General features: G+C 72.7%; 24 protein-coding genes, 1 tRNA gene and 3 pseudogenes. 13 read left to right on the top strand and 15 right to left on the bottom strand.

Features of this window, described 5'->3' with window-relative positions; translation table 11 throughout:
- Positions 1-394: 394 nt before the first annotated feature.
- The 6 genes from ACFV61_RS23675 to ACFV61_RS23650 all read right to left on the bottom strand — a co-directional run bounded on the left by ACFV61_RS23675 (position 395) and on the right by ACFV61_RS23650 (position 3583).
- A tRNA-Leu gene (locus ACFV61_RS23675) sits at positions 395-478 on the bottom strand.
- Between the two features lie 61 nt (positions 479-539).
- Positions 540-1868: a hypothetical protein gene (locus tag ACFV61_RS23670; RefSeq protein WP_380493738.1), complete on the bottom strand. Its 1329-nt coding sequence runs from the start codon at positions 1866-1868 to the stop codon at positions 540-542.
- Positions 1869-2000: 132 nt separating this feature from the next.
- On the bottom strand, positions 2001-2252 hold the full coding sequence (locus ACFV61_RS23665; RefSeq protein ID WP_380493736.1) for a DUF397 domain-containing protein: 252 nt from the start codon (positions 2250-2252) through the stop codon (positions 2001-2003).
- A 19-nt stretch (positions 2253-2271) separates the two neighbouring features.
- Positions 2272-2520, bottom strand: coding sequence for a DUF397 domain-containing protein (locus ACFV61_RS23660; protein WP_380493734.1), 249 nt, complete (start codon positions 2518-2520; stop codon positions 2272-2274).
- Between the two features lie 21 nt (positions 2521-2541).
- Positions 2542-2679: a DUF397 domain-containing protein gene (locus ACFV61_RS23655; RefSeq protein WP_380344718.1), complete on the bottom strand. Its 138-nt coding sequence runs from the start codon at positions 2677-2679 to the stop codon at positions 2542-2544.
- Entirely contained in the window at positions 2636-3583 is a 948-nt protein-coding gene (locus ACFV61_RS23650) for a Scr1 family TA system antitoxin-like transcriptional regulator (protein WP_380493732.1), read from the bottom strand. Before ACFV61_RS23650 ends, ACFV61_RS23655 begins: the two co-directional genes overlap by 44 nt.
- Before the next feature lie 160 nt (positions 3584-3743).
- On the opposite strand from ACFV61_RS23650, the gene ACFV61_RS23645 reads away from it, so the two are divergent.
- The 4 genes and pseudogenes from ACFV61_RS23645 (at position 3744) to ACFV61_RS23630 (ending at position 5664) form a co-directional block, all read left to right on the top strand.
- Positions 3744-4193: an ATP-binding protein gene (locus ACFV61_RS23645; RefSeq protein WP_380493730.1), complete on the top strand. Its 450-nt coding sequence runs from the start codon at positions 3744-3746 to the stop codon at positions 4191-4193.
- A gap of 13 nt (positions 4194-4206) precedes the next feature.
- Positions 4207-4764 carry a hypothetical protein gene (locus ACFV61_RS23640; RefSeq protein ID WP_380493729.1) on the top strand — a complete coding sequence of 186 codons (558 nt, stop codon included), beginning with the start codon at positions 4207-4209 and terminating at the stop codon, positions 4762-4764.
- Between the two features lie 276 nt (positions 4765-5040).
- Positions 5041-5415, top strand: a pseudogene (locus ACFV61_RS23635) (IS982 family transposase); the annotation flags it as partial.
- 21 nt (positions 5416-5436) lie between these two features.
- The gene (locus ACFV61_RS23630; RefSeq protein WP_380426556.1) at positions 5437-5664 is read left to right on the top strand and encodes a hypothetical protein; all 228 of its coding nucleotides are present in this window, start codon (positions 5437-5439) and stop codon (positions 5662-5664) included.
- A gap of 19 nt (positions 5665-5683) precedes the next feature.
- On the opposite strand, the gene ACFV61_RS23625 is transcribed toward ACFV61_RS23630, so the two are convergent.
- Both ACFV61_RS23625 and ACFV61_RS23620 read right to left on the bottom strand, forming a co-directional pair.
- The gene (locus tag ACFV61_RS23625; protein WP_380493728.1) at positions 5684-6682 is read right to left on the bottom strand and encodes a hypothetical protein; all 999 of its coding nucleotides are present in this window, start codon (positions 6680-6682) and stop codon (positions 5684-5686) included.
- Between the two features lie 141 nt (positions 6683-6823).
- The gene (locus ACFV61_RS23620; protein WP_380493727.1) at positions 6824-7744 is read right to left on the bottom strand and encodes an NAD-dependent epimerase/dehydratase family protein; all 921 of its coding nucleotides are present in this window, start codon (positions 7742-7744) and stop codon (positions 6824-6826) included.
- A gap of 128 nt (positions 7745-7872) precedes the next feature.
- On the opposite strand from ACFV61_RS23620, the gene ACFV61_RS23615 reads away from it, so the two are divergent.
- Entirely contained in the window at positions 7873-8589 is a 717-nt protein-coding gene (locus ACFV61_RS23615) for a TetR/AcrR family transcriptional regulator (protein ID WP_380493725.1), read from the top strand.
- Between the two features lie 164 nt (positions 8590-8753).
- On the opposite strand, the gene ACFV61_RS23610 is transcribed toward ACFV61_RS23615, so the two are convergent.
- Both ACFV61_RS23610 and ACFV61_RS23605 read right to left on the bottom strand, forming a co-directional pair.
- Positions 8754-8930 carry a hypothetical protein gene (locus tag ACFV61_RS23610; RefSeq protein WP_380337961.1) on the bottom strand — a complete coding sequence of 59 codons (177 nt, stop codon included), beginning with the start codon at positions 8928-8930 and terminating at the stop codon, positions 8754-8756.
- 43 nt (positions 8931-8973) lie between these two features.
- Positions 8974-10308 carry an aspartate aminotransferase family protein gene (locus ACFV61_RS23605; protein WP_380493723.1) on the bottom strand — a complete coding sequence of 445 codons (1335 nt, stop codon included), beginning with the start codon at positions 10306-10308 and terminating at the stop codon, positions 8974-8976.
- Between the two features lie 98 nt (positions 10309-10406).
- Between ACFV61_RS23605 and ACFV61_RS23600 the strand changes: the two genes are divergently transcribed.
- Positions 10407-11156, top strand: coding sequence for an SDR family oxidoreductase (locus tag ACFV61_RS23600; RefSeq protein ID WP_380337966.1), 750 nt, complete (start codon positions 10407-10409; stop codon positions 11154-11156).
- Positions 11157-11192: 36 nt separating this feature from the next.
- Here ACFV61_RS23600 and ACFV61_RS23595 read toward each other — a convergent pair.
- The 4 genes and pseudogenes from ACFV61_RS23595 to ACFV61_RS23580 form a co-directional block, all read right to left on the bottom strand.
- Positions 11193-11633: pseudogene (locus ACFV61_RS23595) on the bottom strand (DUF6309 family protein); the annotation flags it as partial.
- A gap of 32 nt (positions 11634-11665) precedes the next feature.
- Positions 11666-12466, bottom strand: a complete 801-nt coding sequence (locus tag ACFV61_RS23590) for a phytanoyl-CoA dioxygenase family protein (RefSeq protein ID WP_380493721.1) — start codon at positions 12464-12466, stop codon at positions 11666-11668.
- Positions 12467-12843: 377 nt separating this feature from the next.
- Positions 12844-13659 (bottom strand): SDR family NAD(P)-dependent oxidoreductase, encoded by an 816-nt coding sequence (locus ACFV61_RS23585; RefSeq protein ID WP_380493719.1) that lies wholly within the window; start codon positions 13657-13659, stop codon positions 12844-12846.
- A gap of 158 nt (positions 13660-13817) precedes the next feature.
- Positions 13818-14348: a hypothetical protein gene (locus tag ACFV61_RS23580; RefSeq protein WP_380493717.1), complete on the bottom strand. Its 531-nt coding sequence runs from the start codon at positions 14346-14348 to the stop codon at positions 13818-13820.
- 168 nt (positions 14349-14516) lie between these two features.
- On the opposite strand from ACFV61_RS23580, the gene ACFV61_RS23575 reads away from it, so the two are divergent.
- On the top strand, positions 14517-15437 hold the full coding sequence (locus tag ACFV61_RS23575; RefSeq protein WP_380423499.1) for a sigma-70 family RNA polymerase sigma factor: 921 nt from the start codon (positions 14517-14519) through the stop codon (positions 15435-15437).
- A gap of 79 nt (positions 15438-15516) precedes the next feature.
- Here ACFV61_RS23575 and ACFV61_RS23570 read toward each other — a convergent pair whose 3' ends face one another.
- A complete protein-coding gene (locus ACFV61_RS23570; protein ID WP_244293463.1) occupies positions 15517-16092 on the bottom strand; it encodes a nucleosidase in 576 nt (191 codons plus the stop codon).
- 454 nt (positions 16093-16546) lie between these two features.
- Here ACFV61_RS23570 and ACFV61_RS23565 point away from each other — a divergent pair, with 454 nt between their 5' ends.
- From ACFV61_RS23565 to ACFV61_RS23540, 6 genes and pseudogenes are all read left to right on the top strand, one after another.
- The gene (locus tag ACFV61_RS23565; protein WP_380493715.1) at positions 16547-17959 is read left to right on the top strand and encodes a hypothetical protein; all 1413 of its coding nucleotides are present in this window, start codon (positions 16547-16549) and stop codon (positions 17957-17959) included.
- Between the two features lie 16 nt (positions 17960-17975).
- Entirely contained in the window at positions 17976-18950 is a 975-nt protein-coding gene (locus ACFV61_RS23560) for a transporter substrate-binding domain-containing protein (RefSeq protein WP_380423501.1), read from the top strand.
- A gap of 192 nt (positions 18951-19142) precedes the next feature.
- Positions 19143-20498: a hypothetical protein gene (locus ACFV61_RS23555; protein ID WP_063349413.1), complete on the top strand. Its 1356-nt coding sequence runs from the start codon at positions 19143-19145 to the stop codon at positions 20496-20498.
- Positions 20499-20503: 5 nt separating this feature from the next.
- The gene (locus ACFV61_RS23550) at positions 20504-23095 is read left to right on the top strand and encodes a tetratricopeptide repeat protein (RefSeq protein ID WP_380493713.1); all 2592 of its coding nucleotides are present in this window, start codon (positions 20504-20506) and stop codon (positions 23093-23095) included.
- A gap of 3 nt (positions 23096-23098) precedes the next feature.
- A complete protein-coding gene (locus tag ACFV61_RS23545) occupies positions 23099-24424 on the top strand; it encodes a protein phosphatase 2C domain-containing protein (RefSeq protein WP_380423503.1) in 1326 nt (441 codons plus the stop codon).
- 122 nt (positions 24425-24546) lie between these two features.
- Positions 24547-24779, top strand: a pseudogene (locus ACFV61_RS23540) (hypothetical protein); the annotation flags it as partial.

Genomic DNA, 24779 nt, shown 5'->3' with positions numbered 1-24779 from the left:
GCCGACGAGATCTTCGAACGCCTCGCCGGCTACCTCAACCGCTTGCCGAGCCCCAAGTCCTAGTTATGCAGTGCTTCTGAGACTCAGGACACTAGCAAAACGAGGCCTTTGCGTCGCTTCTGTGGCTGCGCCGGCCTACGTCGTCCGCACCCAGTTCCGGCGCGTGCCGGCGCCGTGGACCGGTGCGATCTGGCGGCCGTCGGCGACCAACCGCCACGCCGCCGCCCAACCCGACGGCGCAAAACCAAGCTCTCGACATCCGGCCCCCACCGGCCGTCTCGAACAAGCGGCCTGAACAAACACGGGGACGGTCACTGGGCCCACAAGCGCCGAGACGGCGCCTCCGGACAACAGAACGGCCGGTCGACTGTTGGGTCGACCGGCCGTTCATATGTGCGCGAGGGGGGAGTTGAACCCCCACGCCCTTTCGGGCACTGGAACCTGAATCCAGCGCGTCTGCCTATTCCGCCACCCGCGCATCTGGGTGATGTGGAATAGCTTAGCCCATCCGCGGGGGTGCTCCGAACCAGGTGGGAGGGTCAGTAGCTGAGCTGCTCGACGATCCAGTCGACCAGCACGCGGGAGACGTGGCTGTGCTCGGTGTTGGCGTCGTCGAACTGGACGGCGTCCAGGTGGCCGTTCTCCAGGGCGGCGTCGGTGATCGCGGCGGCCGGGTCGACGTCCCACTTCACCGGGTCGAAGTCCAGCGCCACCGCGCTGACGGCCGGCACGAAGGTGCCGCTGCGGTAGTCCTCGGAGATCTTCGCCTTGAGCGCGTCCGCGACCTTGCCGAAGGAGTCCAGGGTGCCGCCGGGCACGGCGTCCAGCGCCGGGACGTCGCTGGTGGTGCTGCGGCGCACGGCCAGGCCGAGGTGCATGCCGCCGATCCGCTGCTTGTCTCCCTTGTTCGGCTGGAAGCGGGCCGTGGCGCTGGCGATCAGCGCCTGCCAGTCGAAGGCCACCTCGCCCGCCGGCAGCGGGAGACCAGCCCCGTCGCGGCGGCCGTTGGAGACGCCGAGCTTGCGCGGGATCTGCGGGAAGTTGCCGACCCGCGCGAGATCGGCGAGGAACTCCTTGCGCAGGTCGCTGGAGGTGGCCACCGGGCCGGAGTACTTGGCGTTCTCGACCCACGCCCAGAGCAGCTGCTGAGCGGCGGGGCTGCGGATCAGGTCGGCCTGCTTGACGCCGTCCGGCCCGGCCGGGGTGTAGTCCTCGAAGAAGTACGCCATCTGCTGGAGGACGAGCGGGATCCAGGCACCGTTGTGCGGCGAGTCGAAGGAGAGGTACGTGCCCGTCTGGTGGTCCATCCGCTCGGTCTCCAGCTTGGCGAGCGCGTAGCGGGTGATGATGCCGCCCATGCTCACCCCGCCGACGGTCAGCCGCTCGTCACCGATGCGCTCCGCGATGGACCGGAAGACGGCGTCGATCACGACCCCGGCGTTGGCCTGGATGTGGGTGTGCCGCTCGGTGAAGCCGATCAGCACGATGTCGTAGCCCCGGCTGAGCAGTTGGTCGAAGAGGCCCGGCCCGCCGTCGGCGGCGGTGCTGAAGTAGGCGAACAGGCCGGGGAGGTCGCTCGGGCCGTAGTTGAAGCCGTCCGCGAAGAGGAAGGGCTTGCGCAGGCCGATCTTCGGGTTGGCGTAGTAGACCGCCGCCTGCCCGGTCGCCGTCTGCCCCTTGTACGGCGAGCCGGTCAGCTCCCACGTCACGTCGGCGTCGCGGCCGGCCCGCTCGCCCGACAGCGCGCTGGTGAACCAGGCGCCGGGCGAGATCGAGTTGGCGATCTCCGCCAACTCGGCCTTGGTGGGCTCCGCCTGACCTTCCTTGAGGGCCGTCAGGGCTACGTCGATACGGGGTTCTTGTGCCATGGAGGTACCGCCTCGGTCGATGCGAGCAGGTCATGTGCGCACAGTGATGGACCGTAGTGGCCTGATTACTCAAGGCGCCATCGACGCACCGGAACTGATCGAAATCGTTCGGTTGCGGCGGGGGATGACCGGCTAGAGCAGGAGCTCGCCGACCCGGACAGCGGCGATGAAGGAGTCCCAGGAGGCGGCGGGGAAGACGAGGACCGGGCCGTCGGGATCCTTGGAGTCACGCACCGGGACCGCGTCGGGAAGGAGGCCGGGGGCCACCTCGATGCAGTTGCCGCCGTTGTCGCCGCTGTAGCTGCTCTTGCACCAGGTGAGGGCAACCTCGATGCAATCGCCTCCGTTGCTGCCGCTATAGCTGCTCTTCCGCCAGGTCACCATCGCCAGCTCCTCGGAGGTCTTACGTCAGGAAGTCGCCCTCACGAACTGCCCGCACGAAGGCTTCCCAGGCGACCGCCGGGAAAACGAGGGCCGGGCCGCGCGGATCCTTGGAGTCACGCACCGGCACGGCGTCGGGAAGGAAGCCGGGGGCCACCTCGATGCAGTTGCCGCCGTTGGTGCCGCTGTAGCTGCTCTTGCGCCAGGTGAGGGCGACCTCGATGCAATTGCCTCCGTTGCCGCCGCTGTAGCTGCTCTTTCGCCAGGTCAACACAGCTGCCTCCTTGGAGACTTACGCCGGAAAGTCGCCCTCACGGACGGCCGACACGAAGGCTTCCCAGGCGACGGCCGGGAAAACGAGGACCGGGCCGTGCGGGTCCTTGGAGTCACGTACGGGGACGAGGCCGGGGAATCCGGGGGCCGCCTCGATGCAGTCGCCGCCGTTGTTGCCGCTGTAGCTGCTCTTCCGCCAAGCGGTTACAGCGAGCTTGCTGCTCATCATCTTTGAAACCCTCCAGCACTTCGGCGATCAGCCGAAGCGACTCGCGCTCTGACAGACATTCACCACGGAGCTGATCGAAGCGGCGATGATGCTTGGACACACTGACGGAATCCTCGTCGAGATGCCCCCGATCGAGGCTCTCCGAGTAGACCAAGCGCTGCCCATCCGGCAGCTCCAGCAACACCATAGCCGTGTTGATGAAAGCCTGCCGACTCGAGAACAGCGCCACGTGAATGACGATGTTTGGAAGCTGAGCCACCCTCAGCAAGTGCTCCATCTGACTTCTCATCACATCGGGCCCGCCGATGACCGTACGGATGGCGCTCTCATCGAGAATGACGATCAACAGCGGACCATTTGGCGCCAGAAAGCGACACTGTCGACTGAGTCGGGCCTTGGTCAGCTCCTCGATCTCCTCCGGATTTCCAGCTGCATAGCCAGTGGCGAAGAGTGCTCGCGCGTACTGCGAACACTGCAACAGCCCATGCACCACGCGATCCTGGTACACCCGCACCCCGACGGAGACGGCCTCCAGGTCCACGTGGTCCCAAAACCAGTCCGGGTGCTCGGTCGCCGCACCCCAGTCGACCCGGCCATACAGCCGCGCCAGCAGGTCGCCGGTGTTCAACAGCCGCTCGATCTCCTCGACTTCCTCGACCGACGGCTTCCGCTTACCCCCTTCGGTCCGCGAGATCACCGTCCGGTCGCAGTGCAGGAGCTTGCTCAGCTCCTCCTGCGTGTAGCCCGCCGACTCACGCGCGTAGCGGATCTCCGCACCGAACATGATCGCGGAGCTCGCCGTCGTCCCCCGCTTGACCTTCCGCTGTGTCATCGCTGCCCCCACTTGTGCGTCACACGTCCCACACGCCGATTTGGCGTCACCGTACCTCCGCAGCCCCGACCATTGACACCAGAAAGCAATCATTTGCATGCACAGCGTGATTGCGCACTACCCTCACGCTCCCCCATCCGCCCCCTTGAGGTGCCCCGCCATGCTCAAAATCCGTACCGCCCACCGCCCCCGCCCGTTCGCGGCCCGCCTGGACTCCCGCACCGAATCCACCCCCATCGCCCGGCAGTTGCTCCGCGCCTACCTTGCCGCCCTCCCCACCGGCGACCGCTACCGCGACACCGCCGAACTCCTCCTCGGCGAACTCTTCGCCAACGCCGTCCAACACACCGCCGACGCCCCCACCGACCGCCTCATCGAAGTCCACTTCGCCCTCGCCAACGACCGCCTCCGGCTCGAAGTCCACGACGCCGGCACCGGCCACCCCTCCCTCCACACCCCCACACCCGACGACGAACACGGACGCGGCGTGCTCCTCGTCAACGAGCTGGCCGAGAAGTGGGGCTGCTGCCCCCGTGCCGGCGGGGTCGGCAAGTTCGTCTGGGCGCTGATCGCCCCCGCACCCACCCCCACCCCCTTCCTCACCGTCTGAACAGGCACCCACCATGCGACTGCCCCTCACCGCCCGCCACCTGTTCGACACCGGCTCCACCCCCGCCGACACCTACGCCACCCTCGCCCGCCACACCCGCCACCCTCTCCGCTCAGCCCGCGCCGTCTGCACCGCCCTCGGCATCCCCGCCGCCGAAACCCAACGCCGCCTCAACGACTGCTACGACGCCCTCCTCGCCACACCCCGCCCCGGCACCGAGAACGACACCGGCGAACTCCTCGAAGCCCTCGGCGTCTTCGACATCCCCAAAACCCCCGACAACCGCGACCTCGCCGTCATCGAACTCCTCACCACCGCCATCGACGCCCACGGCAGCATCCGCGCCGGCCACCAACACGGCCTCACCCGCTGGTTCACCACCGGCAACCTCACCACCGCCTACCTCTCGCTGGCCGCCACCCAACCCCACCCCACCACCGGCAACCCCACCCACTACTGGACCACCCTTGTCACCGCCGGCGAACTCCTCACCACCACCCCCACCCCCGACCCCCGCCTCAAACCCGCCCTCACCCACTGCCGCACCCAAGCCCAAGCCGCACGTTCCTGACGAAGCGGGCTGTGGCTTCACGTCCCACCGCCCCAACTCGTCCGAGACGCCCCATCGGAGAGATCCGACAGGCCGCCGCAGCCCAACTCGCTTGCGCCCCGGCAGACATCCCCGCCAATGTCCACCCGCCGACCGCCCAATGAGCATCTTCCAGCCTGAAATGGCCGGCCGCCCGGGTACGTATCTCGTTCACCAGGGTCAGGGCCTGCCACCAGGGCCGCAGTGGCCTGATTCTGCCTAGATGAATGATGCCAAGGGCTCGCTGGCGCGCATGACATGAAGCGAGGGAGTCCAGAGATCGGCATCGCGCCCCGGCTCAGTGATGCCGAGCTGGTCACCCTCCCCGTGATGCAGGCCCTTCTCGGCTTCACCTCCGAGCGCCGGTGGATCCGCCACGCCGATGCCCACCTGCGTCATCCCTTCCCGTACCTGCTCGGGCAGTCGGGCCACAACCGGCGGTTGCGCAAGGCCGCCGACCTGATCGCACAGGTCAACCGGCTGCTGGCGACCGACACCTCGCTGTGGACCGACACCGTGTGGGTCGTCGACTCCACACTGGTGGAGTGCGGGCGCTCCCGCGAGACGGCCAAGCGCTCCGACCTGGCCGGATGGGCCGAGTACGGCTACTGCGCCAGCCACTCCCGGTTCTTCTGAGGCCTGCGCCTGCACCTGGTGTGCACCCTGCACGGGCTGCCCGTCGCCTTCGCGCGGCGGTGGCGCGCGCGGGGACTGCTGGCCGAGTTCCACGACCGGATGGGGGGCATGGTCCGCGAGGACGCCGGCCGCGACCCGGAGCCGACCGCCGCGGTGATCGACGCGCAGTGCCTGCGCGCGGCGGCCACGGTGCCGGCGTCCTCACGCGGATACGACGGCGCGAAGAAGGTCCCCGGGCGCAGGTGACGGTGGGCTCGGCGTTCGGTTAGTCCGCGGCGACGCGGGTGCAGCGCGGCTTGACCGGGCGGCCGGTCATGCCGGCGCTGCTGTGCGGCGCCGGTGGCACATGGTGGTGCCGGGCGACCGCCACAACGGACGCCACCATGCCAACGGCCAGCAGGGCCACGGCCGTCAGGGTCGCACCGTCGGGGTGGACGAGCGACTGGCCGCGCAGCGCTTGCCAGGTCAGGATCGCCAGCACGCCCGCGTAGGTCCCGGTCGCCACCAGGACCAGGCGCAGGCGCGTCCGCTCGTCGGCCAACCGCGGGAACCTGCGGGACAGTGTGATCAGCAGCCAGGCGAAGAGCGGGATGGCCTGCAGCGCGTGCATTCCGACGAAGTGGGGGATGCGCAGGTCGCCGCCGGTGCTGCTCCAGCCGGTGATGGCGATGCCGGGCGAGTCGTCGGCGACGCCGACGCTGTGTGCCCCCACGATGCCCACGGCGGCCCCGCTGCGCATGGCACCGAGTTGGGCAGGGGTCGGGCTGGTCATGAGGAAGCCGAATGCCATGCCCACCAGTGCGAGGAGCAGGCCGAGCCGGACGGACCAGGTGGCCGCGCGGTCCCCGGTCCGCTCGCGGAACAACCTGGCCGCGATGCCGAGGTTGGCCAGCCACAAGGTGACGATCGAGGCGGCCATCGCGAACCAGAGGCCGGCGTCCAGCGGTGTGGCGACGTTGAAGTGGCTCTGCCTGCCGCGGAGCACCTGGCCAACGACGACCACCATCTCGATCACGTTGGCGGCGGCAATCGTCGTCCCGAGCCACCAGACCCAGCGGGGGGCCGTGCGGCCCAGGGACAGCATCCACGCGAGGGTCACCGAATAGATCGCGATGGAGAGGGAGAACTTGAAGGGCTTCAGCCAGATCGGCTCCCCGACCAGGATCCGGTCGTCGACCGCGAGGCCGACGGCGGATGCCAGGAGGAGGGCCGCCATGGCAGCGGCGAGCAGTACCAGCGGGCGGTGCCAGAGGCGGATCGTCATCATTTCCTCGGAGAGTGGACTGCACGGCGTTGCTCTACGCCACGCTGTGCTCGGAGTTGATTCACTGAACGCGGCTTCGGCCCGCTCCTGACTTCGCCGCAGGGTCTGCACAGCCCGACAGCCGATGCCGCGCACGTGGCGCTACCGGCTGAGCCGCGCCCGCCACCACTCGACGGTTGCCCCCAGCGCCTCGTCGATCGGGGTCGGCACCTCGCCGAAGGTCGCGGTGTACGCCTGGGAATCGAGCACGAACGGCCGGTCGAACTGGTACTGCACCTCCCGCAGTTCCCCGAGCATGGGGTTGACCAGGCCGACCAGGTGGAGTGGCCACCAAGGAATCCGGCCGACCCTGGCCGGCGGCAGACCCGCCAGCCGGCACAGGTGCCGGACCGCCTCCCGGGTCGACAGCGGCGGGGCGGTGGGAACGTGCCAGGCGCGTCCCCACGCCCGCTCGTCGGTACCAAGCCGTACGAGCGCACGGGCGATGTCGGGGACATAGGTGAAGCTGTGCGGTGCGTCCGGGTTGCCGATCAGCCTGACTGCACGGCCGGCCAGGAGCGCGGGCATCATCCGCTGGGCGAGGTGGCCGGCCTCGGTGACGCCGGGCCCGAAGAAGTCCGAGGCGCGCGCCTCCGCGACGCGGATCCGGCCGGCCTGGTGCCGGGCCAACGCGTCGCGCCACATGCCGATGCGGACCCGGGCCTTGGTGCCGGTGCCTGCGAGCGGCAGGTCCTCCGTGATGGGGGCGTCGACGGGGCCGTAGCCGTACAGGTTGCCCATCGTCACCAGCACCGAGCCGGCGGCCTCCGCCGCGTCGAGGAGGGCGTTCGAGATCGGCGGCCAGTCGGTGGGCCACCGGTGGTACAGCGGGCTCGCGCAGTTGTAGATCACCTCGGCGCCCTTGGTGGCTTGCCGGAGTGACGCCGTGTCAGTGACGTCGAGCGCCGTACTCCCGTCGCCGCCGGAGCGACTCAGGACGACGACCTCGTGCCCCTGTTCGTCGAGCAGTCGCGCCGTGGTGGCGCCGACGGGGCCCTTGCCGATGACGATGTGCCGTGCCATGCAGGTCCTCCTGGGGAATTGAGAGAGCAGTGCTCTCTTCATTGAGGAGTGTTCGCGCAGCGGCGGGGAGAAGTCAAGAGCAGTGCTCTCTCTTGTGTGCACTGCTCTCGAATGAGAGGATGAACGGCATGACGGCATCGCAGACCGCGCGGCAGCTGGCCCGCGCCGAGCTCACTCGCGCGATCAAGGAAGCCGCCACTCGCCAGCTCGCCGAGACCGGGGCGGCCGCACTGTCGCTCCGCGCGGTGGCGCGTGACCTGGGCCTGGCCTCCTCGGCGCTGTACCGCTACTTCCCCAGCCGGGACGCACTGCTCACCGCGCTGATCATCGACGCGTTCAACGCGGTCGGAGCGGCCGCGGAGTCAGGGGCGGCGTCCGCCGCTCCCGCCGATCCGGGCGCCCGGTGGCTTGCCGCATGCCGGGCGGTCCGCCAGTGGGCCCTGGCCCACCCGCACGAGTTCGCCCTGGTCTACGGCTCGCCCGTCCCCGGCTACCAGGCCCCCACCGACACGGTCGACCCCGCCACCCGGGTCACCCGCCTGATGGCCGGTCTCGTCGTCGAGGCACACGCCTCGGGCCTCCTGCGACCCCCCACGCAGCCGCTCCCCGGGCCGAGGCTCGTCGCCCAGCAGGTGCTCGACAACGCGGGAGGGGCACCGGCCGAACCGTACGCGGACCTGGTGGAACGGTCGCTCACCCTGTGGATCTCCCTGATCGGCACGATCAGCTTCGAGCTGTTCGGTCACCTGAACGAGGTGATCACGGACTACCCCGCGTACTTCGACGCCGCCATGACCATTGCCGCCGAGGCAATCGGGCTCGATGTCCTGTCGCCTCCTGCGTGACACCCCACTACCAGCGGCCCGGTCCGGCACCCGCGGTGGACACCGGCATGGCCCATCACGAGGACGGCGGGCAACAGGGCCTGCGGCGGGCGCGCTCCTCGCGGACCGCGCCCGCCCCACGGGCGGAGGCCGTACGTGGGACGGGCGCAGATGGAGCGACCGGATCAGGCGGTCGGGAGGTTGCGAGCGGCAGCCTCGGCCTTGTCCGCGTGCTCGGCAGCGGCCTGCGCGGCCTGCTGGGCCTGGGCGGCGTGTTCGGCGGCGGCCTGCGCGGTGGCCCGGGCCTTCTGCGCGTACTCGGCAGGAGTCTGGGCCTGGGCGGTCGCCTTGGCCGCGTCCACCGCCGTCTTCGCCGACCCGTAGGCATCACCGCCTGCCGGCGGCTCACAGAGTGCTGAAGGCGCCCTCCACGGCCTCGCACGTGGCGTCCAGATCGTCATCCGTCACCGCGGCGGAGACGAACCAGCAGGCCATGCCGAAGGCGTTGACGTGGACCCCTCGCCCGAGCAGCGCGTGGCGGAACGCGCCGTGGCGGGCCTGGTCGGCGCGGAGCAGGTCGCGGTACTGGCGGCTCGGCATCCCGTCCGCGGTGAACACCGTCTGGAACATGGCTCCGACGCCCTGCACCACACAGGGGATGCGCCGGTCGTGGGCGGCCCGTTGGACGGCCTCCATGATCCGCAGGCCGCTCTCCTCGATGTGCTTCGTGACGGCCGGCTGGTTCAGGTGGCGCAGCGTCACCAGTGCGGCGGTCGCGCACAGTGGCGAGGCGTTGTAGGTTCCGCCGTGCTTGACCCGCCCCGCGGCCAGGGGTTCCATCACGTCGCGCCGTCCCGCGAAGGCCGCGATGGGCAGGCCTCCGCCCAGTGCCTTGGCGAAGACGGCGAGGTCGGGCACGACCCCGAACAGCGCCTGGGCGCCTCCGGGGCCGGTGCGGAATCCGGTGCAGACCTCGTCGAAGACGAGGATGATCCCGCGGGCCGTGCACTCCTCCCGCAGCAGGCTCAGGTAGCCCGGCGCGGGCATGGTGCAGGCGTTGTTGGCCACGATCGGCTCGCAGATCACCGCCGCGAACTCGCCGCGGTGGGCGTCCAGGACGGCTCGGAGCGCCGCGGGGTCGTTCCACGGGCAGACGACGACGTCGCCGACGACCCCGGCCGGGATGCCGGGGGAATGGGGTACCGCGTGCGGCGCGGTGTAGGGGCCGGCCTCGGCGACGTCGGGGCGGTTGGAGACGGCCAGGGTGTCCGACCAGCCGTGGTAGTGGCCCTCGAACTTGAGGACCTTCGAGCGCCCGGTGTAACCGCGGGCGGCCCGCACGGCGCCCTGCACCGCCTCGCTGCCCGAGTTGGCGAAGCGGACGAGCTCCGCGCAGGGCACCATCGCCTGGATCAGCTCGGCGAGTTCGACTTCGACGGTGTTGCAGGTGCCGAACATCGTGCCGGTGTGCAGGACGGCGGTGAGCGCGTCGGTGAGCTGCGGGTTGGCGTGGCCCAGGACCGCGCTGCCGTAGGAGACCAGGTAGTCGAGGTACTCGTTGCCGTCGACGTCCCGGATGCGCGCACCCGAGCCGTCGGCCATGTAGAGCGGGTAGGGGTTCGGACCGGTCGAGGTCATCCGGGCGGAGGAGCTGATGCCGCCGGCCAGCGACATCTGGGCCCGCTCGAACCACCGGCGGCTGCTGTCGGTTGCGCCCGGCGGCTGGATACGGCCATTCATGTACGGCTCCTGTTTGGTCGAGGGTTGGTCGGGCACGCTCGGACTGCCCTTCGTAGGCGTGGAATTGACGGGATTCGTGGAGAAGATGGGACGTGGGCATGGCTGTGAGGACGGCTGTCGTCACCGGAGCGGGCAGCGGGATCGGGCGGGCGTGCGCCCTGGGCCTGCTGGCGGACGGCTGGACGGTGGTGCTGGTGGGTCGCCGCAAGGGCCCGTTGGACGGGACGGTGGCGCTCGCCGACTCCGCCGGTCGTGACCGCGCGGTCCCGCTTTCCGTCGACATCACCGATCCGGCGGCCGTGGACGGCCTGTTCGACTCCGTCGTGGAACGGTTCGGCCGGCTGGACCTGTTGTTCAACAACGCGGCCGACGTGATGCCGTACACCCCGACCGAGGACGTGGCCGTCGAGGACTGGCACCGGGTGATGGACTCCATCGCCACGGGGACCTTCCTCTGCTCGCGCGCCGCCTTCCGGGTGATGAAGCGTCAGAGTCCGCGCGGGGGGCGGATCATCAACAACGGGGCGCCTTCCGCACAGGCACCCCGGCCGGACTCCATCGCCTTCACCGCGGCCAAGCACGCCGTGGCCGGGATGACGCGCTCGCTGTCCCTGGACGGCCGCCGCCACGACATCTCCTGCGGCCAGATCGACATCGGGAACGTCACCCCGCCGGACGGCCCCCAGCCGGCGGTCCTCCAGGCCGACGGGTCACGGCGGGTCGAACCCACCATGGACGTGCGGCACGTCGTCGACACGGTGCGGGCCATGGCCGACCTGCCCCCCGGGGTGAACATCCAGTCCGTCCTGGTCATGCCCAGCGCCATGCCGTACGTCGGGCGCGGGTAGCCCGGCCACGTACGCCTCGAACCAGTTGCCGGGCGCCAGCCGCCCGGCCTGGTCCCAGGCGAGCATCCGGTGCAGCCCGTCCAGATGGATCAGCCCTTCGCGGACGGTCAGGCACTCGTAGTCGGGACCGGGCGCCGGACGGGTGCTCAGGTAGAGGGGAAGGCAGTCGGCCGCGCTCTGCCGGGCGAGCTTGTACGCGCACAGCGGGTTGGACCGGGCGTACGAGGCGCCCAGCGCGGCGAGCCGGTCGGACGTCGCGGCCACGCTCAGCCCGGTCCTGGGGATGAGCTCGGCCGCACCGTCCTCGCCCAGGTGCCAGGGGAGCACCACCCCGCGTACCTCGGGCCCCTCCAGCAGCACGCGATGCCAACGGCCGCCCGACCCGAGCTGGGCATTGCGGATGTGCCCCTCGGCCTCATCGTTGGAGTTGGCCTCGTCAGCCCCGTCGAAGGGGTGTTCACGGGCGAAACGGCGCATGACCGTGTCGAATCGCACCGCTTCCAGAATCCTCATCCGCCGGACCTCTCCGTTCCTTCGTGCTCGCCGAAGTGCCGCTCGGCGAAGAGCTCCGGCCACCCCGCGTCCAGGCCGCGGGCACGCCCCACCGCCAGCACCTGCCGCCAGTACGGCTTGACCGGGGGCCACCGCGTGCCGGTACGACAGTACGAGCCGTCGATCATGTAGCGGGGCCCCGTACCCGGATCCGCCCCGGGGGCGGACCTACGCGTGTGGAAGAGCGCCGAATGGAGCACGACGGTGGACCCGGGCGGCAGTTCGTCGATGACCGTCTCCCCCGGCAGCACACCCGTTCCCAGGTGGCTCCGGGCGCCCTTCTCGGCCACCTCCCGGTGCGAGCCGGGCAGGACGGCCAGACCGCCCAGCTCCGGCTGGAGCCCGCCGATGTAGTGCAGGGCGTGGATCATGGGGAGGCGGCGGTCGCGCTGGGGCCGTTGCTCGTAGTCGTGGTGCCAGCTCTTGCCCGCTCCCCCGGCCGGCCGCCGGTCGCTGTGCAGGTGGTGGAAGACGAAGGACGGCCCGAGCAGCTCGGGGCGGCCGAGCAGGTCCAGCAGTGCCGGCAGCACCGCGAGCTCACCGTGCGCCGGCAGGTCCAGTTCGATCACCTCCGGTGCTCGCGCCCCCGGACGCAGACTGGCCTCTATGGACCGCTGACGCCACCCTTCCTCCACCCATCTGTCCACCTCCGGAACGAGGCGGTCCACGAGACCGGCCGGGAGGAAGCCCGGCAGCACCAGGAAACCGTCCTCCGTGAAACTCCCTGTCTGAACCTCAGCGGTGCGGACCTCTGCCACGTGTCGAATCCCCGGTTCACTCGATTGTTACCCCGATGACGCCAGAACGCTCCCGACACGTCTGTCCACACCCGCCACGGAGCATGCCCGGAGTCCGGCGAACGTCCAAAAAGCACACGCTCTCGGGGTCAGAACCACCCTTGATCGACAGGCCAGTTAGGGGAATCCCGCGTTCCGCGGGGCGTCCGCCATCGGCCTGGCCCTCCAGCCGCCTTCGGAGATCTGACGCCATCTCAAAACATCACTCCAAGGTGGGGTTTGGCTCAATGAACCCCACCTTCAATGCCGAGAAGCCGACGGGGTGGCGGCGCTGAGGGCTGCCACCCCGTCGGCTTCTCGGCACTCGGCCCTGTCCGGCCGAGTCGGTCCTACTCAGGTCACGCGGGCGGGATCGGGCCGAGGTAGGTGCCGCCGGAGGCGTCGATGGTCTGGCCGGTCACCCAGCGGCCCTGCGGGCCCGCCAGGAAGCCCACCACGTCCGCGACGTCCTCCGGCCGGCCGATCCGGCCGAGTGCGGTGATCGATTCGAGCCCGGCCATCGCCTCGGGGACACCCGTCCACTGGGACGTCATGTCGGTGAGGATCACCCCGGGGTTGACGGTGTTCACGGTGATCCCGCGTCGGCCGAGCTCGTTGGCGAGCGGAGCGGCGAGGGCCACCAGCGCCGTCTTGCTGACGGTGTAGCCGATCTGGACCGGGGAGCCGATCCGGGCGGCCGCCGAGGCCACGTTGACGATCCGGCCTCCGTCCCGCAGCAGCGGAATCGCCCGCTGGATCACGAAGATCGGCGTGCGCACGTTGATCGCCATCAACCGGTCGAACTCCTCCTCCGTGAGCTGCCCGATCGACCCGGCCAGGTGGATGCCCGCGTTGTTGACCAGGATGTCCAGGCCGGCCCCGCCGTCCCCACCGACCTCGCCGTCCCCACCCTGCTCGCCGTGCTCCGCCAGCCCGGCGGCGAGGCCCTCGAACAGCTGGTCCAGCGCACCGCTCTCGCCGAACCGGGCCCGCACCGCGAACGCCCGGCCGCCGGCCTTGGCGATCAGCTTCACGGTCTCCGCGGCGGCCGCCTCGTTGCCGCCGTAGTGGACCGCGACCAGCGCCCCGTCGGCGGCGAGCCGCTGCGCCACCGCCCGCCCGATCCCGCGCGAGCCCCCCGTCACCAGCGCCGTCCTGCCGTCCAGTTCGCCCACGATCGCCTCTTCCCTCGCGCCGCCCCCGGTCGGATCCGGGGCCGGTCTCCCGCCGTCACGACCCGAGGCCGGACAACCCCTCATGTATGCCCGGGGCCGGAGAGCTGATGCCGCCAGGCCGCACGACCACCCGCACGACCAACCACTCGACCACCCGCTCAGGCCTGGAACAGCGGCTCGTAGGCGCCGCCCTCCTCGGCGTTGAGCAGCACGTACGCGGGCCCGAGACCGAGCGCGACCTCCCGCAGCCGGGCCAACGCCGCAGCCACGCCCGGGACTTCGAGGCCGAGCGCGGCGGCGGCCGCGTCCCGCTCCGCGTACAGGCCGGGCTCGTCCTCCAGGTACTCGTCGGCGGCCTCCGCGCTCTCCTCCACCGTCAGCCGCGGGCAGTCCCGCCACCACGGCACCGCCAGCAGCAGCCGGACCAGCTCCGGCAGCCCGACGGCCAGCACCGCCGCGCCGCCCTCCGAGTCGGCGTACAGGACGGGACGCTCCTCGCCGCCCTCCCCGCACAGGAAGAAGGTGCCGCCCGCGCCGTCCTTGGCCACCGGCTCCAGGGCCTCCCCGGAGGCGAGCACCACCTCCTCGACGTGCGGGTAGTGGTCGAGGCTGAGGTCGCCCGGCCAGGCCAGGTAGTCGAGGGCGGCGGGGTTGGCGCGGATCGCGTCGAGCAGCGGGGTCGTCGGCATGGCCGCCAGACTAGGACGCCCTGGTGACACCCACCCCGCCGGCCGCTCGGGGGTGTTCGCCACCCGTCGTCTCCGACTCGCCCCGGGTAAGGAGTTGATCTCTACGGCGCAGCCGTTGTTGGGTGGCTCCTGTTGCTCTGACCCCCAGCGGCGAAGGAATGTGACACGGTGGACGAGAAATTACCTCCGGACGAGCGGGCCGCACTGTTCGAGGCGCAGCGGCCCCGGCTGCGGGCCGTGGCGTACCGGATGCTCGGCTCGGTGAGCGAGGCCGAGGACGCCGTCCACGAGGCCTGGCTGCGCTACGACCGCACCGACACCTCCGACGTGCAGAACCTCCCCGGCTGGCTGACCACGGTGGTCTCGCGGGTCTGCCTCAACCTGCTGCGCGGCCGGGAGCTGCGCCGCGAGGAGCCGCCGGAGGCCGAGGCGGGTGAGCCGGGCCCGGCGCGCATCCCGGACCCGCTGCTGCGGCGCGAGGGGGTGACCGACCCCGGGCAGGAGGTGCTGCTCGGGGACTCGGTGGGCCTGGCGCTGATGGTGGTGCTGGAGTCGCTGGCCCCGGCCGAGCGGATCGCCTTCGTGCTGCACGACCTGTTCGCGGTGCCGTTCGCCGAGATCGCCCCGCTGATCGAGCGGACGGCGGCCGCGACCCGCCAGCTGGCCGACCGGGCCCGCCGCCGGGTTCAGGACCAGGCGCCGGCGCCCGACCCGGACCCGGGCCGTCAGCGGGTTGCCGTGGACGCCTTCTTCGCGGCCGCCCGCGCCGGCGACCTGGGCGCGCTGGTGGCCGTGCTCGCCCCGGGCGTGGTGCTGCGCTCGGACGGCGGCGCGGTGCGGGCCCGGCACCCGGTGGTGCTGACGGGCGCGGCCGCGGTGGCCGACCAGCCGGTGCTGTGGGGCGGGCTGTCGCCGTTCGCCCGCCCGGCGCTGGTCAACGGCGCCGCGGGCGCGGTGGCGATCGGCGAGGGCGGCCGACCGCTGTCGGTCATGGCGTTCACCGTGGTGGACGGCGCGATCGCGGCGATCGAGGTGCTCACCGATCCGGAGCGGCTGGCGGCGCTGGACCTCTCGGCGTTCCGCGACTGAACGCGGCGGGCGAGAGGGAGGCCGGCCGCCCTCTCACCCGCCCGCGCCGGTCGGCGCCGCGCGTCCTCGGGACGCGCCGTCACCAGCCCTGTGCGACGACCCAGTCGGCGAGGTGGCGGGCGCACGCGTCGACCGACTCGCGCCAGGTGTGGCTCGCGCCCTCGCCGGCCTCGTCGCTGACGTGCTTGACCAGGCGCACCGGCACCCCGAAGCGGTGGGCGACGGCGGCGACGGCGTAGCCCTCCATGTCGACCAGGTCGGCGTGCTCGGCGAGCCGGTCGCGGGCCGCCGGGTCGGAGACGAAGAGGTCGCCGGTGGCCAGCACCGGGCCGTCGCCCTTGCCGACCACCAGCGGGGCGCCGTAGCTGCGGCCGGTGAGCGCCAGCAGGGCCGGGGTGTCGAGGTCGTGCTGGATGACCTGGACGACGTGGTGGGTGCCCTCCCAGCCGGGGCGCAGCGCGCCGGCCGTGCCGAGGTTGATCACCTCGGACGGCTTCTCGCCCTGGGCGAGGACGGTGGCCAGCGCGGCGGTGGCGTTGATCTTCCCTATTCCGGTGAGCAGGACGGGCAGCCGGTCGTCGAGGTGGGCGGCTTCCTCGCGCACGGCGACGACGAGCAGCGGGCGGTCGGGCGTGATCGTTCCAAGCAGGCGCATGCTGCCCATCGTACGGAGGGTGTCCGCCGAAACCAGGTGCACCGACCGCGCCGGGAACGGTGGCGTCACGGCGGGATCGCCCCCCGCAGCCGGCCCCGGGGTCCGTCCTCGACTCGCCGCGTGCCGCCGCCGCAACCGGACCTCGCCGCTCCGGCTTGTCGGAGGAACCGCATAGGGTGCATCCCGCGTCGGACGGTTCACCGCCGGCCGCCGGGCAGCGGGGCCCCGGGGGCGTGCGGGAGGCGTGCGCCGCGCGTGCAGGGCAAGCTCAAGATCGGCGCAATTCGGGTGTGGCCAGGGGGAGTCACGGCCATACTGCTGGCATCGGCCGGGCCCCGGACAGCGGGCCCGACCCCTGGGGAGGATGAGGCGGGTGGCAACACCAGTAGGTAACGGCGCACCGGGCGCCGTGGTCCCGGCACGGCCGAGCGGCCCGCCGGGCACGGCACCGGCCGTGTCGGGTGTCCGGGGCGTCCCGGCGTCCAGACCCGGCGCCGCGCCCGCCCGGCGGCCGCCGGCCGGGCCCGCGCCGCGCGGCCTGTCCGGTCTGCGGGCCCGGCTGGCGAACGCCACCCGGACGGCGCCGGGCCGGCTGCGGCTGGCCGGGGCTGTGCTCGCGGTGCTGACGGTGGCCTTCGGCGCGCTGACCGCCTGGCAGTTGGAGACCAAGGCGGAGGCCGCCAACCGGGTGGTCCAGCACAGCCAGCCGCTGAGCAAGGACGCGGCCGACATCCACCGCCTGCTGGCCCGCGCCGACACCACCGCGGCCACCGGCTTCCTGCTCGCCGGGGCGGAGACGAAGGCCGTCCGCGGCGACTACGAGGGCGATCTGGCCGCGGCCACCGACCTGATCACCAAGGCCGCCGCGCAGACCACCGTCGGCTCCCCCGCCTACCAGAAGCTCACCGAGCTGAACAAGCAACTCCCCGTCTACGCCGGCCTGGTGGAGACCGCGCGGGCGAACAACCGGCTGGGCCTGCCGCTCGGCGGCGCCTACCTGCGGTACGCCTCCGAGCAGATGCAGGGCACCCTGCTGCCGCGCGCCGCCGAGCTGACCGCCATCGAGAACGACGAGCTGGACAAGGACTACGCCGAGGCGAAGTCCAGCCCGTGGGCCGCGTACGGCCTGGGGGTGCTCACCCTCGGCGCGCTGGTCTGGGTGCAGCTGACGCTGTTCCGCCGCACCAACCGGGTGTTCAACCCCGGCCTGCTCGGGGCCACCGCCGCCGTCCTGGCCGGGGCGCTCTGGCTGGCCGTCACCGGCCTGACCACCAACGCCGCGCTCCAGCAGAGCTGGAAGCAGGGCGCGCAGCCGCTGCGGGCGCTCAACACCGCCCGGGTGCAGGTGCTTTCCGCCCGGCTGGCGGAGAACCTGAACCTCGTCGCCCGCGGCTCCACCACCGCGTACGCGGACCAGTGGAAGGCGATCACCCAGCAGCTCGCCGGGGGCGAGCCGGCGAACGTCCCGATGGAGCAGCACTCCGGCTCGCTGCGCCAGGCCCTCGACCTGGCCCCCGCAGACGCCCGGCAGCAGATCGGCGAGGCCGACCGGCAGTACGAGACGTGGCGCACCCGGCACGACGCGGCGCACACCCTGGAGACCCAGCAGGCCGACTACCAGGGCGCGCTGCAGGCGACCGTGACGGCGGACCCGGCCGCCGAGGCGAACACCGCGGACGGCGCCTTCAAGGCCACCGACCGGGCGCTCGACCAGGCCGCCACCACCGAGCAGGACCACTTCGAGCGCTCCGCCAAGGGCACCGAGGGCGACCTCCGGCTCGCCGCCCTCGCGGCCGCGCTGCTCGGCGTGGTGGCCGCGGCCGCCGCGCTGCGCGGCCTGGGCCGTCGACTGGCCGAGTACCGGTAGAGGGGGGAACGGACACATGCGCAGGAGAACCGCAGGCACCAGGCCGGCCGCCGCGCTGGCGCTGCTGGCCGCCGGTGCGGCCGTGCTCGGCGGGGGCGGGCCGTCCGGCGCCGTGCCCGCGGCCGCCACGGGCGCACCGCAGGCCGTCCGGTCGACCGGGCAGGAACAGGCCGGGCAGGAAGAGGCCGAGTCCTGCGACCTGACCAGCACCGTGCCGCCGAGCACCGTGGACGGCACGGCGGTGAAGGCCATCAAGGCCAAGGGCACCCTGATCATCGGCGTGGACCAGAACAGCTACCGCTGGGGCGCCCGCAACCCGAACACCGGTGAGCTCGAAGGCTTCGACATCGACCTCGCGAGGGCGATCGGCGCGGCCGTCATGGGCGACCCGGCCAAGGTGGTGCTCAAGCCGGTGTCGACCGCCGGCCGGGTCGACGCCCTCACGGGCAACCAGGTTGACCTGATCGTCCGCACCATGACGATCAGCTGCGCCAACCTGAAGAAGGTCGCCTTCTCCCGGTCGTACTTCAACATCAAGCAACGGGTCCTGGTGCCCCGGTCGTCCACCGCCAAGAACCTCGACGAGGCGATCGGCGGCAGGACGGTCTGCGCCGCGGACGGCTCGGTCGCCAAGGACGTGCTGAACGCGAAGAAGAGCGCCAAGCAGCTCGTCCTGGTGACCAACCAGCTCGACTGCCTGGTCCGCATGCAGCTCGGCAAGGTCGACGCCACCATGACCGACGACGAACTGGCGGTCGGCCAGGCCGCGCAGGACCAGACGGTGAAGGTGGTGGACGGCTTCGAACAGCCGGAGACGATCGGTGTCGCGATGCGCCAGAACAGCACCGACCTCACCGCCCGGGTCAACCAGGTGATCTCCGACTACTACACGGACAAGGACAAGGGCTGGCAGAAGTCGTTCGAGCGGTGGGTCCAGCCCTACCTGCCCGAGAACTCCAAGGACCCCGGCCTGTACTGGCCGGCCCGCTGACGCACCGGGCGGCGCACGCGCGTCAGCAGGCCGTTGACGCGGTCTTGACGCCCACCGCCCGCTCCGCCCGAACGGCCACCGGCTAGGGTTCGGGACGATCACCACGGGGAGACCGGTGGTGGGCACGGGGGTTGTCGTGGGATCGCACGTCAGGTACGTCGGGATCGCACGCGAGGAAGGAAGGACACGGCGTTGGCGGCTTCGGCTGGCCCGGTACTGAACCGGGAGGAGGTGGACCGCGCGCTGGCGCGCCTCGGCGCGGAGCGGGACGCGGTCGAGTCGGCGCTGCTCGCCCTCCAGGACCATCCGGGCCTGCGGCTGCTCGACGGCGCCGAACTGACCGGACGCACGCTGGAGCGCTGGTCCGTCGCCGGGAAGGGCCTGCCACTGCTCTGGGCCCTGTTCGACCGCTACGCGGAGGCACTGGCCTCGGCGCGCGCGGTACGGGCCCGCAAGGCCAAGCCCGGCGCGCCCGAACTCGCCGAGCTGAGCGAACTGCTCACCGGCGACGCGGTGACCGTCCCCGGCGGCGCGCTGCCGGACGGCCCGCAACTGCTCGGCGCGCCCGCCCGGCTGGTCGAGCGGATCAGCCTGGACGCGCTGATGACCCGGATGAACTCCTGGTACGCCACCGTGCTGGAGGTGGTCAGCGCCGCCGACGCGGTCTGGTCGGCGCTGCCGGCCCGGATCGACCTGCTGCTGGCCGAACTCCACCGGGTGGGCAACCTCGCCGCCTCGCTCGGCGTGCGGGCCGGCGGCCACCCGCTCGCCGACGACCTGGCCGGGCTGGACGCCGACCTCACCGGGCTGCGCGCCGAGGTGCGCGAGGACCCGCTGGCGCTGTGGCGCCCGGCCCGGGTGCCCGCCCAGCGCGGCACCGTGCCGGAGGGCGGCGCCTTCGCCACCCCCGCCGGGGTGGTGGACACCGAGCGGTTCGACCGGGCCGGGCGGGCGCTGGACGGCGTCCGGGTGGAACTGGAGAACCTCCTGCGGCTGCGCGACGACGCCGAGGAGCGCCTCCAGGGCGTCGGCGACCTGCTCCAGCGGGCCGACGCCACCCTGGCCGAGGCCCGCCGGGCGCGCGGCGAGGTGCTGGCGAAGATAGCCTCCAGCGACGTCCCGGCGGTGCCCGGGCCGGCCTCGGCGCTGCGCGAACGGATCGTGACGGCACTGGAGTTGCGCCAGGGCGGGCAGTGGGGCCGGCTGGCGCCGCTGCTGGACACGCTGGAGGACGCCGCCGCCAAGGAGCTGGCCCGGGCCCGGCAGTCGCTCACCGAGGTGACCCAGCCGCTGGCCGTCCGCGCCGAACTGCGCGGCCGGCTGGACGCCTACAAGGCGATGGCCGCCCGGCTGCGGGTCTCCGAGGACCCGGAAGTGATCGAGCGCTACGAGAAGGCGCGCTGGCTGCTGTGGAGCGCGCCCTGCGACCTGCGGGCGGCGGCCGCCGCGGTGGCCCGCTTCCAGCAGTCGCTGCGGCCGGCGCAGGCCGAGGCCGCACAGGAGACGACCGGCCAGACGCCGGTCGACGGACAGGTCCAGGGGGGCTGAGGTTGATGGGCGGGACGTGCGTACGGCCGGAGTGCTCCGGCAACGGCAGGATCGACGCGGACGGCTACTGCGACGAGTGCGGGCTCGCCCCGGCGGGCGGCGGCACCGTGGCAGCTTCGACGGCGGCCACCGGCGCCCCGCCGGCCGCCGGCCCCGGCGCGCCCTGCCCCCGGGACTGTTCAGGCGCCATCGACACCGACGGCTACTGCGACGAGTGCGGCCTCACCCCGCCCGGCGGCGACACCGGCGTCACCCAGCCCTACGTCCCGTCCTCCCGGGTCTCCACCGACTCGGCGCGCAGCGGCTCGATCCGCTCGACCCGCACCGGCTCGGCCCGCTCGATGTCCGGCCGCTCCCGCTCGCACCGCTCGACCCGCACCGGCAGCAGCCGCTCGGTCTCGGTGCGCAGCACCCGCGGCAGCGTCAGCGCGGGCACCCGCAACCGGCTGGGCGCCGGCCTGGTGACGGTGCCGACCGTCGAGACGGCCGACCCGTCGCTGGCGGTGCTGGAGAACCCGGAGGTCCCGGAGCGCAAGCGGTTCTGCTCCAAGTGCGAGACCCCGGTGGGCCGGGAGAAGAACGGCCGGCCGGGCCGGCCGGACGGCTTCTGCACCAAGTGCGGCACGCCGTACTCGTTCACGCCCAAGCTGCGCCGCGGCGACCTGGTCGGCGGGCAGTACGAGGTGGTGGGCTGCCTGGCGCACGGCGGCCTCGGCTGGATCTACCTGGCGATCGACCGGCGGGTCAACGACAAGTGGGTGGTCCTGAAGGGCCTGCTGGACACCGGGGACGAGGACGCGCTCGCCGTGGCCGTCGCCGAGCGCCGCTTCCTGGCCGAGGTGGACCACCCGAACATCGTCCGGATCATCAACTTCGCCGAGCACCTGGACCTGGGCTCCGGCTCCACCGACGGCTACATCGTGATGGAGTACGTCGGCGGCAAGTCGCTCAAGGACATCGCCAACGACCGCCGCACCCCGGACGGCCGGCGCGAGCCGCTGCCCGTCGAGCAGGCGATCGCGTACGCGCTGGAGGCACTGCCCGCACTCGGGTACCTGCACAGCCGGGGCCTGATCTACTGCGACTTCAAGATCGACAACGTGATCCAGAGCGGCGACGCGCTCAAGATCATCGACATGGGCGCCGTCTGCCGCCTCGACCACGACGGCCCGATCTACGGCACCGTCGGCTACCAGGCCCCCGAGATCGCCACCCACGGCCCCTCCCCCGCCTCCGACCTCTACACCGTGGCCCGCACCCTCGCGGTGCTCACCTTCGACTTCCAGGGCTACAGCACCACCTACCGGGACACCCTGCCCGGCCCCGAGGACGTCGAGGTCTTCGCCCGCTACGAGTCGTACTACCGCTTCCTGGTCCGCGCCACCGACCCGGACCCGGCCCGCCGGTTCTCCTCCGCCGACGAGATGGCCGACCAGCTCACCGGCGTGCTGCGCGAGATACTCGCCCTCCAGGACGGCCGGGCCCGGCCCGCCCTGTCCACCCTCTTCGGGCCCGAACTACGCGTCGTGGACACCGAGTTGGTCATGCCCACCGAGCAGCCCGGACAGCTCCTGGTGACCGCCCTCGACCCGGCCGCCGCCGCCCTCGCACTGCCCGTCCCGCGCGTCGACCCCGGCGACCCCAACGCCGGCTTCCTCGCCACCCTGCTCGCCACCGACCCCGAGGAGGCGCTCGCCGCCCTGGCCGGCGCGCCCGCCCTCTCCATCGAACGGCGGCTGCGCGAACTGCGCGCCCACCTCGAACTCGGCCACCGCGCCGCCGCCGAGGAGGCCCTCGACGCCCTGGAGCGGGAGTACCCGGACGACTGGCGGGTCGTCTGGTACCGCGGCCTGGTCGCCCTGGTCGGCGCCGTGCACGGGCCGGACGGACCGGACGGGCCGGACAGCCCTGGCAGCTCGGTCGCCCTGGTCGGCGCCGCGGGCGGCCCGGACGGCCCGGCTTCGCCCGACGAGGCCGGGCTGCGCGCCGCCGCCGAGGCCTTCGACGCGGTCTACGACGCCTTCCCCGGCGAGGCCGCCCCCAAGCTGGCCCTCGCCATCTGCGCCGAACTCCTCGGCGACGGCGGCGACGCCGCCGAGTTCTACCGACTCGTCTGGACCACCGACCCGGCCTACCTCAGCGCCGCCTTCGGGCTCGCCCGGGTCCGGCTCGCCGAGGACGACCGGCCCGGCGCCGTCCGCGTCCTGGAGTCCGTCCCGGCCACCTCCAACCAGTACACCGCCGCCCGGATCGCGGCCGTCCGCGCCCGGCTGCGCGAACGGCCCGCCACCGACCCGCTCGCCGCCGACCTCGGCGCCAGCTCCGACCAGCTGACCGCGCTGCGCCTGGACGACCGCCGCCGCGAGGAACTGGCCGTCGAACTGCTCGGCGCCGCCCTCGGCTGGGTCACCGCGGGCTCGACCGGCGCCCAGCAGGGCGGCGGCACCACGGTCCTGGGACGACCTGCGGTGGAGCGGGAACTGCGCTTCGCCCTGGAACAGTCCTACCGGGTACTCGCCCGGTTGGCCGACCGGGCCGAGACCAGGATCGAAATGGTGGAGCGGGCCAACCGCGCCCGCCCCAGGACGTGGGTGTAGCCGATGCCGCAGCAGACCGTGTGCCCGAGCTGTTCCGAACCGCTGGAGCCGGAGGACGCCTACTGCGGCGCCTGCGGCGCCAGCCGGGACGGCCGGGCCGCCCCGGGCGCGATGCCCGCGAACTGGGCCGCCGCCCGGGCCGAGGGCGCCCCGCCCCAGCACGGGCCGGTCTGCGCGCACTGCGGGCTGCCGCAGGTCACCGCGGACGGCTACTGCGAGGCCTGCGGCGGCGCCCAGCCGCGCCCGCGCGACCACATGGAGAAGTCCCTCGCGGGCGTCGCCGGGGTCAGCGACCGCGGCCTGCGCCACCACCGCAACGAGGACTCCTTCACCATCGCCGCCACCTCGCTGCCCGGCGGCGAGCCCGTCGTGGTCGCCGTGGTCTGCGACGGCGTCTCCTCCTCCGACCGGCCGGACGAGGCCTCCGAGACCGCCGTCGACGCCGCCTCCGAGTCGCTGCTGAGCGCCCTGGAGGCGGGCCGCGAACCCACCGCCGCCATGCGCCAGGCCATCGCCGACGCCGCCGGGGCCGTCGCCGACCTCGCCCAGGCCGGCCCCGGGCCCACCCGGCCCGACGTCAACGCACCCGCCTGCACCTACGTCAGCGCCATAGCCTCCGGCGGCCGGATCACCATCGGCTGGGTCGGCGACACCCGCGCCTACTGGATCCCGGACGACCGCGCCGGCGCCGAGCCCTTCCGGCTCACCCAGGACGACTCCTGGGCGGCCCGGATGGTCGAGGCCGGGCTGATGAGCGAGGCCGAGGCGTACGCCGACCCGCGCGCCCACGCGATCACCGGGTGGCTCGGCGCCGACGCCGAGGAGGTCGTCCCGCACACCCTCGACTTCACGCCGCACGTCCCCGGGGTGCTGCTGATCTGCACCGACGGACTGTGGAACTACGCCGAGGCCGCCACCGACCTGGCGTACTACGTCCGGCCGGACGCCCGCACCGAACCGCTCGCGGCGGCGCAGACCCTGGTGAAGTTCGCGGTCGCCGCCGGCGGCCACGACAACATCACCGTCGCCGTCCTGCCGATCGACCCGCCGGCCGCGGGCGCCGGTGCCGGTGCCGAGGACCAGGGCGAGGACGAGGACGACCCCCGGACCGCCACCGCGCTCGACCTGCCGCTGATCACCGCGGCGGGTGCCAGGAGGGCCGCCGAGGAGGACGAGGACTACGAGCCGACCCTGCCGGACCTCCCGGTGATCGGCTCCCCCGCCGCCCCGCTGCCCCCCACCGCCCCGCCGGCACCGCCCGCACCGCCCGCCGCACCGCCGACCGCACCCGCCGTCCCCCCGCAGCCGCCGCACCCGCCGACGGCCTGACCGGACGCCGCCCGCCCGGGGCCGACCCCGGCGGCCACCCGGTCCGCCGGCCCGCCCCCGACGCGGCCGGCCCCCACCGCCCGATCCGTACCGACGACCCTTCCGACGGGAGCCACCGGCCCATGGCAACACTGGCGAAGCCGAACCTGCCCAGGTTCGACGTGGAGATCTTCCAGAACGAGTACCTTGCCGACGGCGCCCGCGAGGTCAACGCCATCGTCACGGTCACCGCGACCGGCGGCGGCACCTCCGGCGGGGGGGGGGGGGGGGGGCGCGCGGCGGCGGGCCCCCCCCCGGCCCGCCCCCCCCCCCCCCCCCGGCGCCCGGCGGGCGGGGAGCTGGAGGGGGTCGTGAG

This window comes from Kitasatospora sp. NPDC059817 (assembly GCF_042731835.1).
GTDB lineage: Bacteria > Actinomycetota > Actinomycetes > Streptomycetales > Streptomycetaceae > Kitasatospora.
The sequence above is the reverse complement of the archived record's forward strand: the minus strand, read 5'-3'. Positions and strand labels throughout refer to the sequence as shown.

Bases quoted from the DNA above. Each gene is read 5' to 3' on its own strand.
- ACFV61_RS23670 (WP_380493738.1), bottom strand. From the start codon at position 1,868: ATGGCACAAGAACCCCGTATCGACGTAGCCCTGACGGCCCTCAAGGAA.
- ACFV61_RS23665 (WP_380493736.1), bottom strand. From the start codon at position 2,252: ATGGTGACCTGGCGGAAGAGCAGCTATAGCGGCAGCAACGGAGGCGAT.
- ACFV61_RS23650 (WP_380493732.1), bottom strand. From the start codon at position 3,583: ATGACACAGCGGAAGGTCAAGCGGGGGACGACGGCGAGCTCCGCGATC.
- ACFV61_RS23645 (WP_380493730.1), top strand. From the start codon at position 3,744: ATGCTCAAAATCCGTACCGCCCACCGCCCCCGCCCGTTCGCGGCCCGC.
- ACFV61_RS23640 (WP_380493729.1), top strand. From the start codon at position 4,207: ATGCGACTGCCCCTCACCGCCCGCCACCTGTTCGACACCGGCTCCACC.
- ACFV61_RS23625 (WP_380493728.1), bottom strand. From the start codon at position 6,682: ATGACGATCCGCCTCTGGCACCGCCCGCTGGTACTGCTCGCCGCTGCC.
- ACFV61_RS23620 (WP_380493727.1), bottom strand. From the start codon at position 7,744: ATGGCACGGCACATCGTCATCGGCAAGGGCCCCGTCGGCGCCACCACG.
- ACFV61_RS23615 (WP_380493725.1), top strand. From the start codon at position 7,873: ATGACGGCATCGCAGACCGCGCGGCAGCTGGCCCGCGCCGAGCTCACT.
- ACFV61_RS23605 (WP_380493723.1), bottom strand. From the start codon at position 10,308: ATGAATGGCCGTATCCAGCCGCCGGGCGCAACCGACAGCAGCCGCCGG.
- ACFV61_RS23600 (WP_380337966.1), top strand. From the start codon at position 10,407: ATGGCTGTGAGGACGGCTGTCGTCACCGGAGCGGGCAGCGGGATCGGG.
- ACFV61_RS23580 (WP_380493717.1), bottom strand. From the start codon at position 14,348: ATGCCGACGACCCCGCTGCTCGACGCGATCCGCGCCAACCCCGCCGCC.
- ACFV61_RS23570 (WP_244293463.1), bottom strand. From the start codon at position 16,092: ATGCGCCTGCTTGGAACGATCACGCCCGACCGCCCGCTGCTCGTCGTC.
- ACFV61_RS23560 (WP_380423501.1), top strand. From the start codon at position 17,976: ATGCGCAGGAGAACCGCAGGCACCAGGCCGGCCGCCGCGCTGGCGCTG.
- ACFV61_RS23550 (WP_380493713.1), top strand. From the start codon at position 20,504: ATGGGCGGGACGTGCGTACGGCCGGAGTGCTCCGGCAACGGCAGGATC.
- ACFV61_RS23545 (WP_380423503.1), top strand. From the start codon at position 23,099: ATGCCGCAGCAGACCGTGTGCCCGAGCTGTTCCGAACCGCTGGAGCCG.